12 protein-coding genes are annotated in these 13,347 nt (G+C 40.9%); 5 read left to right on the forward strand and 7 right to left on the reverse strand.

The window, feature by feature from the left end:
• The first annotated feature begins 50 nt into the window (after positions 1–50).
• The 5 genes from AC012T_RS13395 (at position 51) to AC012T_RS13415 (ending at position 5,044) form a co-directional block, all read left to right on the forward strand.
• A complete protein-coding gene (locus AC012T_RS13395) occupies positions 51–836 on the forward strand; it encodes an MlaE family ABC transporter permease (RefSeq protein ID WP_487059007.1) in 786 nt (261 codons plus the stop codon).
• Positions 837–1,066: 230 nt separating this feature from the next.
• On the forward strand, positions 1,067–1,789 hold the full coding sequence (gene pgl / locus AC012T_RS13400; protein WP_487059009.1) for a 6-phosphogluconolactonase: 723 nt from the start codon (positions 1,067–1,069) through the stop codon (positions 1,787–1,789).
• Between the two features lie 253 nt (positions 1,790–2,042).
• On the forward strand, positions 2,043–2,972 hold the full coding sequence (locus AC012T_RS13405) for a double zinc ribbon and FHA domain-containing protein (RefSeq protein ID WP_487059011.1): 930 nt from the start codon (positions 2,043–2,045) through the stop codon (positions 2,970–2,972).
• A 213-nt stretch (positions 2,973–3,185) separates the two neighbouring features.
• Positions 3,186–3,926 (forward strand): M50 family metallopeptidase, encoded by a 741-nt coding sequence (locus AC012T_RS13410; RefSeq protein WP_487059013.1) that lies wholly within the window; start codon positions 3,186–3,188, stop codon positions 3,924–3,926.
• A 188-nt stretch (positions 3,927–4,114) separates the two neighbouring features.
• Entirely contained in the window at positions 4,115–5,044 is a 930-nt protein-coding gene (locus tag AC012T_RS13415) for a hypothetical protein (protein WP_487059015.1), read from the forward strand.
• 27 nt (positions 5,045–5,071) lie between these two features.
• Here AC012T_RS13415 and AC012T_RS13420 read toward each other — a convergent pair whose 3' ends face one another.
• The 7 genes from AC012T_RS13420 to AC012T_RS13450 all read right to left on the reverse strand — a co-directional run bounded on the left by AC012T_RS13420 (position 5,072) and on the right by AC012T_RS13450 (position 13,293).
• Positions 5,072–6,070, reverse strand: a complete 999-nt coding sequence (locus tag AC012T_RS13420) for a 2-hydroxyacid dehydrogenase (RefSeq protein ID WP_487059017.1) — start codon at positions 6,068–6,070, stop codon at positions 5,072–5,074.
• 76 nt (positions 6,071–6,146) lie between these two features.
• A complete protein-coding gene (locus AC012T_RS13425) occupies positions 6,147–7,583 on the reverse strand; it encodes a PP2C family protein-serine/threonine phosphatase (protein WP_487059019.1) in 1,437 nt (478 codons plus the stop codon).
• 175 nt (positions 7,584–7,758) lie between these two features.
• Entirely contained in the window at positions 7,759–8,175 is a 417-nt protein-coding gene (locus tag AC012T_RS13430) for an ATP-binding protein (RefSeq protein WP_487059021.1), read from the reverse strand.
• Positions 8,176–8,454: 279 nt separating this feature from the next.
• Positions 8,455–8,796, reverse strand: coding sequence for an anti-sigma factor antagonist (locus tag AC012T_RS13435; protein WP_487059023.1), 342 nt, complete (start codon positions 8,794–8,796; stop codon positions 8,455–8,457).
• A 71-nt stretch (positions 8,797–8,867) separates the two neighbouring features.
• Entirely contained in the window at positions 8,868–10,988 is a 2,121-nt protein-coding gene (gene glgX / locus AC012T_RS13440; protein ID WP_487059024.1) for a glycogen debranching protein GlgX, read from the reverse strand.
• Between the two features lie 71 nt (positions 10,989–11,059).
• Complete coding sequence (locus AC012T_RS13445; RefSeq protein WP_487059026.1) at positions 11,060–11,395, reverse strand: anti-sigma factor antagonist; 336 nt, start codon at positions 11,393–11,395, stop codon at positions 11,060–11,062.
• Between the two features lie 77 nt (positions 11,396–11,472).
• Positions 11,473–13,293 (reverse strand): AGE family epimerase/isomerase, encoded by a 1,821-nt coding sequence (locus tag AC012T_RS13450; RefSeq protein WP_487059028.1) that lies wholly within the window; start codon positions 13,291–13,293, stop codon positions 11,473–11,475.
• Positions 13,294–13,347: the final 54 nt, after the last annotated feature.

Consider the following 13,347-nt stretch of genomic DNA (forward strand, 5'->3'; position numbering starts at 1 on the left):
CGTCAATGGTCAGTTTTGGTGAATACTGACTAAATAAAAAGTTAATACTTATGGCGGTAAATTTGCAACCAACAAGAAATCAAAAGCAATGGTGGGTTATCCGCTGTTTTGCTACAGTGCTGCTCTTTGGTCAAATTTCGTTACACATAATTCAAGGAAAAACATACTGCCGAAAAATTTTGGAGCATATGGTGACTGCTGGGCCTGCTGCCCTCGCACCAGTTCTCCTAGTCAGTGGATTTGCTGGCATGATTTTCACCATTCAAACAGCGAGAGAATTAGTTAGATTTGGTGCTGTTGAGTCTGTGGGAGGTGCTTTTGCTTTAGCCTTTTGCAGAGAATTAGCACCAATTTTAACTGCTAGTATTATTGCCGGACAAGTAGGTTCAGCATTTGCAGCAGAAATAGGGGCAATGCGAGTCACAGAACAGATTGATGCCCTTTATATGCTCAAAACTGACCCTATTGATTATCTCGTACTACCGAGAGTGATTGCTTGCTGTTTGATGATGCCTTTAATGATGATTTTTGCTTTAGTAATGGGCATCAGTGGAGGTGCTTTTGCTGCATTCCAGTTTTATCACGTTGAGCCAGAGACATTTTTAGAATCAGTGCGAGATTTTTTAGAACCTTCAGATATGTTGATTGTTTTGCTGAAGGGGTTGATTTTTGGGCTTATAGTTGCAGTTAATGGGTGTAGCTGGGGACTAACTACTAAAGGAGGAGCTAAGGAAGTAGGAGAATCGGCGACAACGGCAGTTGTGACTACTTGGGTAGCAATTTTTATTATGGATTTTGTTTTGGCATTGCTACTGTTTGAGAAGCCAACACTTTAAAAAGTTCTCGGTACTGTGTAAGTCAGACCTTCCAGATTTTTCAGAGCGGAAGCTAATTGATGGTTAGTACCACTGACTACTGATAAATTACCATAAATAGTGATAAAGAAATTTTAGGTTGATTATTTCTGACCTGACTTGATGATGTTAAAAGTTTCAAAAGTTAAAATGGGAAACTGTCATAAGTTAGGTATTGTATTGCTGGAAGCCGGCTATGTAATGATAAAGCCATGAACAAAACGGTTGAAGTTTTACCGGATCTGCCAGCGCTGGTAGCACGGGCGCTAGATTTAATTTTGTCTAAATTGGCAACTGCCATCAAGGAACGGGGGCAATTTACTATTGCTTTATCTGGTGGTAGTACACCTAAGCCTTTGTATGAAGCAATAGGCAATCAAAATCTACCTTGGGATAAAATTCATGTTTTTTGGGGAGATGAGCGTTATGTCCCATCAGATCACCCTGATAGCAATGAATTGATGGCGCGTCAAGCCTGGTTAGATCGGGTTCCTATGCCGGCAGCTAATATTCATGCTATGCCCACTTTATCGGCTAATCCAGCGGTGGATGCGGCTAAGTATGAAAAGCACCTGCAAGAATTTTTTAATTCTGCGCCAGGAAATTTTCCCGCATTGGATGTAGTTTTATTGGGAATGGGTGATGATGCTCACACTGCATCTTTGTTTCCACATACAGAAGCTTTGAAGGTGAGCGATCGCTTGATTACTGTAGGTAACAAAGATGGTAATCCCCGGATCACCTTTACATACCCATTCATCAACGCGGCGCGGAGCGTGATTTTCGCGGTTGCTGGTGCTAATAAACGTCCAGCTTTAGCCCAAATTTTTGCCCCTGTAGCCGATGATTTTGCCTATCCATCTCGCTTAATTAAACCCCAAGGGGAATTATTATGGCTGCTAGATGCAGCAGCAGGTTTGGAAATCAAGCCTTAAATTCAGTAGATGACAGGGAACAGGGAAACGAGGAAAATTGAAGAAGAATACATCCGTCAGAATGCAATCAGTGGCGGGGATTATTCATCCGCCAGTCAGACACAATTCATTCTGAATTCTGACTCCTGACTCCTGACTCCTGACTCCTGAATTCTGTTCGATAACCTTATTACCTATTGCCTTTTTCCACTGACAACTGATAACTGCTTGCCAGTACTATATTTTACTATGACCTTGACAAAGGCTTAAATTCATGATCGTCTGCCCGAATTGCAATCATCCCAACCCAGACGGCGCTGTTCAGTGTGAAGCTTGCTACACGCCTTTACCAGCAACTACTAACTGTCCCAGTTGTGGGGCAACTGTACAGGCAGATGCTGCTTTTTGTGGTCAGTGTGGCTATAACCTGCACTCTAATGCTGCTGTACCGGAGCCAACAATAGTAGGATCAACTATAGCCCCTGATATGCCTGTGGAATTACCACCATTGGTGTCTCCTGACCCAATGTTAGAACTTTTACAACCAGACGCTCTAGGACTTAATGTTCCTGCTCAACCTCCTGCCCTTTCTAACCTACCACCAACGGTAGTCGCAGTAGCACCAGAACCCGTACAAGCACCTGCACCAGAACCCGTACAAGTACCTGCACCAGTTCCACCACCAGAAGCAATTGCACCACCTGAGCCAGAACCCGTACAAGCACCTGCACCAGTTCCACCACCGGAAGCAATCGCTCCACCTGCACCAGAACCTGCCCCAGTTCCACCACCTGAGCCAGAACCTGCACCAGCACCCGCAGCAGTTCCACCACCAGAAGCGATCGCTGTAAATGCCTCTAGAACTCAATTACAGCAGGTAATCGCCCGGCTATTCCACGTTCAAAGTAATCAAGAAATTGAATTACCACAAAATCTATCTGTGGTTCATATCGGTAAGCCTAATGACCGGATTCCTCCAGATATTGATGTTGCTGGATTTTCTAATTCAGAAATTGTCTCCCGGATTCATGCAGATATCCGTGTTGAGGGAGATGCTCATTATATAGAAGATGTGGGTAGTTCCAACGGCACTTATATTAACAATTTGCCGCTGTTACCAGGGAACAGACATCGTTTACGTCCAGGCGATCGCATCAGCTTGGGTAAAGGAGATTTGGTGACTTTCTTATTTCAACTCTCTTAGAGAACTCCACAAAAAAGATGATCCAATCTTGTGGGATGGGCATCTTGCCCGTCCTTGTATTATTAGCGGGCAAGATGCCCGCACCACAAGAAATTTTGGGATATTTTTTAATTGGAGAACTCTTAGCAGCATAATGGGTAATTGATAATTCGTAATTCGTAATGAATAATATGTAGTTACAAATTACGAATTACGAATATAAATTGAGAATTTATGCCACAACCAAAAGATTTTCCACCTTTCCTGAGTCAAGAAGCTCCTTCAGAAGTAGAACGGATGGGGTTAACCTGGCTGGTGGGGGCTGCGATCGCTACCGCTATTTTATGGCAATTTCCTGGGGGGGATTATATTTTATACCCTTTTACCATCCTCGCAACATGGTTTCACGAAATGGGTCACGGCTTAATGGCTCTAATGTTGGGGGGTAATTTTCATAAATTACAAATTTTCAGCAATGGTTCTGGTGTCGCAAGTTACTCTATCAGTTCTGCATTGGGGCCAATTGGCCCTGGTTTGGTTGCAGCCGCAGGGCCAATGGGGCCACCTATTGCCGGTGCAGCGTTAATTCTCGCTTCCCGCCATTTTAAAACAGCTTCCCTGAGTTTAAAAATTTTAGGGGGATTCTTATTATTTTCTACATTAGTTTGGGTACGTTCTTGGTTTGGTTTAATAGCAATTCCTGTATTAGGTTTAATTATTTTGGGAGTAGGTTTAAAAACTCCTCCTTGGGTACAAGGTTTTACAATTCAGTTTTTGGGTGTGCAAGCTTGTGTAAGTACATACCATCAATTAGATTATCTATTTAGTTATACTGCTGGCCCTTTGGGTCTTTCCGATACAGCACAAATGCAGAGGTATTTGTTGTTACCGTATTGGTTTTGGGGTGGGTTAATGGCTGTGGCTTCTTTGGTAATTTTAGTCCGCAGTTTACAGGTTGCCTATCGTTCAAAATGATGGGTAATAAAAATCGGTTCTTGAGTACCTAATATGCGAATATGAGGCTAAAAAATCTCAGAGAGCCGACTATGTATGAGAAATTAGGGATAGTTTTTAACATTATTACAAAATGTTCCCTCTTTACCCTGTTAAGAGTTCCCTGCCTCTACGGGTAATTTCAATAATCAAACCGAATTCTTATATCTATGCAAATTGATTTAAACCTTTCGTTAGAAACATTTTTATTCTTAATAATTTGCGGAATGGGAGCTTATTCGATCAAGCGTCAAAATTCAACCTGTTCTGAGCAATCTTCTACTAAACTCATATTCACAGTTACGCCTAAAATATCTCAAGTTATTGGGCTAATTTTTATAGGAATTGCAACTATATTTTTTATTGTTATCTGCTTGTATCCACCTATTATTCAACTAAATTGTAATCGTTCAATACCAGATAAGTATTTTATAAACATGGAGGATAACATTCCACAACCTGTTTGTGAATTAGTCGAATTGAACTGGTTTGGTCATGAAAATTTTAAAAAGTTAGTTACTAATCTACACGGAGTTGAGTTAGAAAGTAAAATCGAGACTGATAAAGATGGTAAAGTATCTTATAAATATCAAGTTATGCTTTTAACTAATACAGATAATATCCCTTTTAGAACTCATAACTACAGTAAATATGAATCTAAAAAATATCAATTTGTCATCTCTACAATAGAAAGCTTTTTATCTAACTCGTTACAGACATCCTTAGTATTTCAAGAGGATAATAGAAATGTTGGCTACGCTGGTATGAAAATAAGTCTTTTCTTAGGGATGCTATCTCTATTAATTATAACTAGTGGTTCGTCTATAATCTGCTTTTTCGATAAAGAAGCCAATCTCATGACTTTAACTCGTAGTAGATGGCTAGGAATTTTTGGGAAAGAAGTTACTCAGCATAAACTAGATGAACTTGTTGATGTGACAGTGGAACGTACTGATGGCGAAGAAGGCTTTATTTATCGAGTTGTTTTTGCATTTAATTCAGGTAAAATTTTACCTTTAACTCATGTTTATAGTTCTGGATCTGCAAGTAAGTATCAAAGATCTAAAATAATTAAAGATTTTTTGAACCTTAAATCCTAACAACCCATATCAACCAATGAAAGCTTTTTACTGTTGATGACGGATTTCATTAGCACAAGAACGCCCTTGTTCAACGTCAGCTATATTAGCAAAAGTGGTATCAGCAATATTCCGTAAAGCCTCTGCTGTGAAGAAAGCTTGATGTCCTGTAATCAAGACATTGGGAAATGTCGTCAAATGTTGGAAAACATCATCTTGAATGATTTCTCCAGATAAATCTTCAAAAAATAATTCTGATTCTTGTTCGTAAACATCTACACCGAGATAACCAATTTGACCTGATTTCAACCCCTCAATCACTGCTTGGGTATCAATCAAAGCACCGCGACTAGTGTTAATAATCATCATACCCGGTTTCATTTGAGCGATCGCTTCACTATTAATCAAGTGGTGAGTTTCCGGCATCAGAGGACAATGCAAAGAGATAATATCAGAATTGGCGAAGATTTCTGGCAACTCTACATACTTCCCACCTAATTCCTCTAATTCTGGGTTGCGATAAACATCATAAGCTAGTAGATGACAACCAAACCCTTTCATAATCTGTCCCAAAATCAGACCGATTTTACCTGTCCCAATAATTCCCACTGTGCGCTCATTCAAATTAAATCCTAACAACCCATGCAGTGAAAAATTACCTTCCCGCACACGGTTATAAGCACGGTGAATTTTGCGATTTAAGCTTAAAATTAAGCCTACCGCGTGTTCAGCTACCCCATAGGGTGAATAAGCTGGTACACGGACAACAGTAATTCCTAACTTGGCTGCGGTTGCTAAATCTACATTATTGAAACCTGCACAACGTAGAGCAATTAAATGAGTTCCCCCAGCAGCGAGAATTTCTAAAGTGGCAGCATCAACTTGATCATGAACAAATACACAAACACAGGGAAATCCTGCCGCTAAAATGGCTGTATCTCGATTCAGAAGTGGTTCAAAAAATACCAACTCATGTAGAATCGGAGAATTTGCAGCTTCTAAAAACTGCCTATCGTAAGTTTTTGTACTGAAAACTGCTACTTTCATCTAAAATTTCAGGCTATATTCTGGATGATACCCTTATAGGGTATACCCTAAACTCCATACTCCACAACCTTCTTAATCATTTCCTTCGGACACAGAGCATTGTAATATCATCAAACTGTGGTGCATCAGCAATAAAATCAAATAAATTAGTTTTAATCGCATTCAGCAAATCAATAGCAGAAGTGGATGGTTGCTCTAGAATATCTCTTAGTCGCTTGTCTGTAAATAACTTACCTTCAGGGTTTTTACCTTCAGTGACTCCATCAGTATAGCCAATCAATATATCACTAGGTTCAAGCTGAATTTGCTCGATTTTAAATTTCATTCCCGGCATCATTCCCACTGCCGGTCCAGTAGATTTAAGAGTTTTTTTAATGCCAGATTTATCAATAACAAACAGCGATTCATGTCCACCATTAATATAAGTCAGTATACCTGTTTCTGCTTCGAGAATACCAAAAAACATAGTGGCAAACATACTCATTTGCCAATGATTTTTAGCAACATATTCATTAGTTCTAGAAACTGCTTGCAGCGCCTTGACATGAGCTAAGTTTGTAGCAATAGACTTCCCAATCCAACCACCACTGGGCTGATTTTCTTGCAGAACTTGATTAGCAATACCACGCAATTGAGTTTCTGAAGAAAAAACCCGGATTAAGCTTCGCATTAGAGCCATAAATAATGCGGCTCCCACCCCTTTATCACATACATCCGCAATTACCAATCCTACCTGGTTATTAGGAAGTTCAAAAGTGTCGTAGAAGTCTCCAGCTACCTGACGGGCTGGGTGAAAACAGGATGCAATTTCCCAATTGGGAAGTTTAACCAGTTCATAGGGGAGAAAATCAATTTGAATTTGCCTTCCCTTTTCTAATTCAGCATCAAGAGCTTTGGAATATTTATCAAGTTTTGAATAGAGACGAGCATTTTCCAAGACTAAAGCCATTTGGTCCGCTGTGAGTAGCATGAGATTGGCTGTTTCTTGGCTAAAATGTCCTGGTTGAGAGTGCAATAGGGTAATAATTCCTAGTAACTCTTCACCTCTGATAATGGGAACAGCTAAGGCAGAACGGACAATGTAGGGCTGATCGGAAAAGGTGAACCAGCGGTCATCATGCTCAGTATCTGCAATTAATCCGATTTGACGGTTACGGATCACCCAACCAGCAAGTCCCTGATCTAAGACACTACCAATGAGGTTTTTTCGCTTTTCTGCTGTTACTTCTGTGCGTGAGAGAATTGCATCAGCTACCTTCCCAGAAGGTTCAAGTAAAAATAGACTGCCTTTTTCAGATTTGGTTTGATCGGTAGCGACATCTAATGTGGTCTGTAATGCTGCTTTTAATACCTCTCCTTCTGTGGAGGAGCGTGCCATTGATACTAATTTTTCTAGCAACTTACTTTGGGCATTAAAAGCAGCTTCTTCATTTCTGAGTTCTGCTACTTCTCGACGTAGTGCTTCTAGTTCTTGGTAATCTACTTGTTGTTGAGATTGATGGTTAGAATTCATATTCCCCTAAGCAAATGATTTAAGCTGTCAATGTAAAGTGACTTTTTTGAAAAGATAGATGCTGAAAACCTGTATGTGTAGATATTTTTCAATTGCTTAACCGACGTTAACTTAGATTAATGGGGGCTGAATTACCTCAATATCATAGCCTAAAGAAACATCCATAACTTGACTATTAGCAATTGACTACAAAGATATTACGATTCTTTTCTCCGACTCGTTCATAAAAATATTGATCCACACCCTGAATTGCCAAATATACTCCTAGTCCGCCTATGCGGCGTTCTTCCAAAGGCTTATTTAATTCTTCAGATTCGACAGTCACCATTTCGTAAGGATCGTATCTAGCGCCAGTATCTTCTATGCAGATAGTTAAGGTTGATTCTTGGCGATCGCTAGATATATCTAATTTACCAGTCAATCCTGCTTCTTCATAGCCATGCATAATGATGTTGGTGGCAATTTCATCTACTGCCAGACGCAGTTTATAGGTGGATTTTTTATCCAAGCCAGCTGACTCGGCTGCTGTCATCACATATTTAGCGATCGCTCCTAAAGAGTCTAGTGTTCCCGATACGGTTAAAGTTTCCATAACATAAGGTGGTGTTGGTATCCTGGGATAATCAAGTTGAATCTCTGCGCTCGGCTCAGAAACGCAGATTGGTATCCAATACTTTTCGCTTAAGGAGTGTAGAGACGTTCCATGGAACGTCTCTACAAGGGTTTTCGGTTTACGAATTTGCCTAACCGAACAGTATTGGATTGGTATCTATATAGACATCGACCGAAGTTAAATATGCGTTTTCCATAACCTTTGTAGAGACGTTGCATGGAACGTCTCTACTTTTTCACCTGATGTCTATTTAAATTTCTACGCCTTTCCTATTTTTTTCTCGTCATACTCATCTAGCAAAATGACACTGTGGTGGAAGCCAGTTTTGATAATCGTCTCCAAAACTGTATCTTTTTGAGCGCCGACTACGTAAATATCTACACCAGGCATCTTTTGTTGTTTAGCGAAGATCAGTACCCGTAGTCCGGCACTGGCCATATATTCTAGGTCAGCCATCATAAAAACCAAACTTTTGGGATTTTGGGCAGCAGCCTCTTCCACCTTTGCCTTTAACTCTGATGCTGTACTCGCATCCAGTTCTCCAGATAAGGTAATTTTAGCGATGTCATCACTTGTTTCTAAAGTTGCCTTGAAAGCCATGATTTCCTGTTAGTAGTTGAATTGTGAACAACGATGTAAAAGTTGATAATTGCTAGGGAGCAAATGGGAATTTATTTACCTACTAAGATTGCCACAGAGCGATCGCCCATGAGTAATCCTGATTGATCTTCTAGTCTAGGTTCTGTACCAGGTTCCCAACTATCATGCGGTGACATAGCACCAGTATTAGCAAAGATATGCCAATTCATTCCTACTGGCAAACTGGGAATCTCAAACCACTGAGCTTGCCAGTGCATATTCATGGCTACGTAGATATAATTATCTTCCACAGTTCCTTGTTTTGCGTGTTTACCGCAGAGCATAAAAGCCAGAGTCCGGCTAGAATCAGACCAATCAGCGTTCCATGCTTGTGTGCCATGCCATGTAATATCTGCATAGCCACTGCCGACATAATCACGATTTTGGAAGTGCCATTGATTTCTCAAAACTGGATGAACGTTGCGGAAAACAATGCAATGTCTCACAAACTTAAACAAATCTGCATTAGTTTTTAGCAAATTCCAGTCTAACCAGTTCAAATCATTATCGTGGCAATAAGTATTATTATTCCCATATTGAGTCCGTCCCAATTCATCACCCATGAGAATCATTGGCACACCCTGACTCACCATCAGCATTGCCAAAGCATTTTTAATCTGACGACGGCGCAAAGCATTAATCCCTGGATCATCTGTTGGCCCTTCCCAGCCACAGTTCCAGCTATCATTATCATTAGTGCCATCATTATTATTTTCGCCATTGGCTTCATTATGTTTCCCATCATAGGAAACCAAATCCATCATAGTGAAACCATCGTGGGCAGTAATGAAATTAATTGATGTTGCCGGCGCACGACCAGACCAAGCATAGAGATCAGGAGAACCTTGCAAACGTTGGGCAGCATCCCCAACAGTACCATCTCCTTTCAAAAACTTACGAATACCATCACGGTACTTACCATTCCATTCTGCCCAACGTCCATAAGCAGGGAAAGAACCCACTTGGTATAAACCACCCGCATCCCAAGCTTCCGCAATCAGTTTACATTTAGCCAGAATTGGGTCAAAGGCCAAAGATTCTAGCAACGGTGGATTTGCTAAAGGTGCGCCCCAAGGATCTCGTCCTAAAATCGCTGCCAAGTCAAACCGGAACCCATCAATATGATATTCTGATGCCCAGTAACGCAGACAATCTAGCACTATCCCCCTGACGACTGGGTTATTGCAATTGAGAGTATTACCAGTACCACTAAAGTTGTAATAATACCCTTCCGGGGTTAGCATATAATATGTCTTATTGTCAATGCCTCGGAAGGAAATTGTTGGGCCATGCTCATTACCTTCCGCTGTGTGATTGAAAACTACATCTAGAATTACCTCAATCCCGTTTTTATGTAATTCTTTCACCAGTGTCTTCAATTCATCAACCTGCATCCCAAATTTGCCTGTAGCTGCATAACCAGCTTTGGGAGCGAAGAAACCAACGGTACTGTAACCCCAGTAATTATAAAGGGTTTCCCCGGTTTGTGGGTTAGGGCGACTGTTTTCAAATTCATCAAATTCATAAATGGGCATCAACTCTACAGCATTGATACCCAACTCTTTCAGGTAAGAAATTTTGTCCCTGATACCTGCAAATGTCCCCTGATGCTTTTCTTTAACACCAGAGGAGGGATGACGGGTAAAACTGCGGACGTGCATTTCATAGATGATTTGATCCTCTGGAGGAATTTCCAAAGGACGGTCATTTTCCCAGTCAAAATCATCAAAACCTATTCTGGCTCGATGGTGATAGATATCATTCCAGTCTGGGGTGACACCCCAAACATCCCGACCACCAATAATTTTGGCGTAAGGGTCCATCAATACTTTACTTGTATCAAACCAATGACCTGCCTGGAAATTATTTGGCCCATCCATGCGATAGCCATATTCTAGATTTTCATAATCAAGGTCAAAGACGGTCATGCAATAAACATTACCAATCCTAAACTCTTCAGGAAAAGGAATTTCTACTAAAGGTTCCTTGGCGTGCTTCTTAAACAGGACTAAAGTACAGGATATGGCTTGACTCGAAAAAATAGAAAAGTTAACCCCTCCTGGTACTAGAGTTGCACCGAAGGGAAATGGTTTTCCGTTGCGTAATTTAAAACCTTCGTAAGTATGCGTTGGATGAATATCAATTCTTTCCATGAGACTTGTCCTTATTTCCCAGTTATAGCTGTAACAGCAGCACTCCTCACTCAGCACTCAGTACTCGTTACTTAGAAGCTCAGTGCTTCTATGCCTTTTTCGAGAGTTTCACTAGTTGCAAAAAAGTCTAGGAATCCAGTTACGGTCATGGTGTCTATAATTTCTTCAGTTAAACCGACCAATAATAACTTCCCTTCTTTGGCGGTTGTTTGCCGATACAGAGACAGCAGCATTCGCAAGCCAGCACTGGACATATAAGGTACACCAGTCATATCGAGGATAATTTTACTGCCTGGTTCTGCTAAAGGCAAAACTTCTTTGGTGACAGATGATGCTGTGTTGGCATCTATATCGCCCACAAGTACTGCTACCTTTACGTCTTCAATTGTCGTGATGCTAATTTCCATATTTATTGGTAAGTTTCACTGAATTCATAATTAGAGATGAGGGGAAAACACCCCTCACCGTATTGTTCCATCTATAGTTACACAGGCACAATCTGCACCTTAACTTTGACGCGATCGCTAGTTTTGGGTAAGGTGACAGTTAAAGCCTCGGCATCGAAGTTAGTATAAGGCTCTCCGTCGATTTCACACTTACCAATTTTGATACTTCCAGGAGGCAGAATATCTGGCGATACTCTCAGAATATTGTCGGGGAATCCTCCGGGGATGGGCTTAAAGTAAAAGTCCATTGGCTGTTTGGTAATGAGCAAGTTGGTATAAACTGCTGCTAAATAGCATAGTTCAAAGGAGTGATAACCGCTCATAGAGTGGGAACCTTTACCTCGTTCGTTACCTCCGGCCAGATAGGGGATACCGTTAGCGAGAACGTTAAAGTAAACGCCACCTTCTTCTAAATCTAGGAACCAAGCATTGTAAAATGCTGCGGATTCACGAGCTAAACGGTGATATTCTTTATTGTCGAGAATGCCTGCAAGAATCTGGTACGCTAGGATTGCTTGTTCTTGTTGCCACCAAGCTTTGCGATCGTGCCAAACAAAGCGATAATGCTCTTCTCCTTCAGCCAGGGTTCGTTCTACAACGTCGTACCAACCGCCACGTTGCTGATCACTACCCACATCTGGCATAATGTCAGCAATTTTTTGGGCTAGATTGACATAGCCATCCTTAGCTTTGAGGCTTTGCATCCGCATCAGATTCCATGCAATTTTGAGGTTGTGACCAACTACAGCGCGGTTTTGTTGCCACCCCCAAGTTGTATCTTTAGACCAATCTTGGAAAAAGCGTTCTTGGACAAATGGGCTATTTTCGTAGTCAGGAAAACGCTTTGCAATGGTGTCGAAGGTATACTCCAACATATCCGCATATTCTTGTTTACCTGTAGCCAACCAGAGGTTAATTAGGTAAGCTGGAGCATGATCACCGACAGAATTCCAGTTCTTTGTCCCTTTATTTTGTCCTAAGGTGTCGCTTAAGGGATCTAATGTCAAGGGATCGAGGTGCGAGAAATATCCCCCATATTCGCTTTTATCGAGCAAAAACTCGTTAAAAAGCTTAATTGTTTTCTCGGTGTCATCCATAATCCGTGGATCACCAGTACAACGGTAGGTTTGGATGGGACCAGCTAGGGCGTAAATTTGTTCATAAGCTGGGATAGCGTAATAATCATCCCCAAATTCGGAAGCAAAGATTTTATCTTCTTTTTCTCCCTTCACATCAATCCCGTGATACCAATAAACGATACCTTCATCTAAGTCTACAAACCTCATATGTTCCCGCAGGTACTCAGTACCTCTTTCAGCGGCTTTGAGGAAACTGTCATTACCTGTCATCATAAAAGCGGTGGCAAAACCATATACTAGACGGGAAATAGTATCGGTTTCTTGACGGAAATTGGTAGTTGATTGTATACCACTCAGATTGAGGGTGGTGCGATAGTTGCGATAGTCGTATTCACCTTCTCCAAATTGGGCTTTGAGATAAAATTTCCCCAAAGCGTTAATTTGCTTCACCCACCAATCTTGTTTCTCGAAAACGTAATCATTTTTTTGCCGACCAGCAAAAACTATCTGTTTAGCATCGAATAGATTACTATCTGGATAAAATACCCCATAAGTAAATAAATACCGTCCAGGTAACAGCATGGATCTCATGTTACCAGTAGCATCAGGATAGCCTTCATCAAAGTTCTGAATTAGTTTGGCAAAGGCCATCGGACTAATCTTAACTTGGAACTCTCTGCCATCAGAAGTTTTCAATCCAAAAGTGTCGCTGTTACCGTCATATTCAGTCACATAGCCAGCGATTAGGTCTGAAAAGGTAAAATCTACCTTTGTCGTCATAATATTTCCTCGTTTTGTTAAGAATTGATTAATTCAGATTCACTGAGTTAAAGA

The organism is Anabaena sp. EIM26 (genome assembly GCF_057568715.1).

Coding starts and splice junctions, on each gene's coding strand:
- AC012T_RS13395 (WP_487059007.1), top strand. CDS start 51: ATGGCGGTAAATTTGCAACCAACAAGAAATCAAAAGCAATGGTGGGTT.
- pgl (WP_487059009.1), top strand. CDS start 1,067: ATGAACAAAACGGTTGAAGTTTTACCGGATCTGCCAGCGCTGGTAGCA.
- AC012T_RS13405 (WP_487059011.1), top strand. CDS start 2,043: ATGATCGTCTGCCCGAATTGCAATCATCCCAACCCAGACGGCGCTGTT.
- AC012T_RS13410 (WP_487059013.1), top strand. CDS start 3,186: ATGCCACAACCAAAAGATTTTCCACCTTTCCTGAGTCAAGAAGCTCCT.
- AC012T_RS13415 (WP_487059015.1), top strand. CDS start 4,115: ATGCAAATTGATTTAAACCTTTCGTTAGAAACATTTTTATTCTTAATA.
- AC012T_RS13420 (WP_487059017.1), bottom strand. CDS start 6,070: ATGAAAGTAGCAGTTTTCAGTACAAAAACTTACGATAGGCAGTTTTTA.
- AC012T_RS13425 (WP_487059019.1), bottom strand. CDS start 7,583: ATGAATTCTAACCATCAATCTCAACAACAAGTAGATTACCAAGAACTA.
- AC012T_RS13430 (WP_487059021.1), bottom strand. CDS start 8,175: ATGGAAACTTTAACCGTATCGGGAACACTAGACTCTTTAGGAGCGATC.
- AC012T_RS13435 (WP_487059023.1), bottom strand. CDS start 8,796: ATGGCTTTCAAGGCAACTTTAGAAACAAGTGATGACATCGCTAAAATT.
- glgX (WP_487059024.1), bottom strand. CDS start 10,988: ATGGAAAGAATTGATATTCATCCAACGCATACTTACGAAGGTTTTAAA.
- AC012T_RS13445 (WP_487059026.1), bottom strand. CDS start 11,395: ATGGAAATTAGCATCACGACAATTGAAGACGTAAAGGTAGCAGTACTT.
- AC012T_RS13450 (WP_487059028.1), bottom strand. CDS start 13,293: ATGACGACAAAGGTAGATTTTACCTTTTCAGACCTAATCGCTGGCTAT.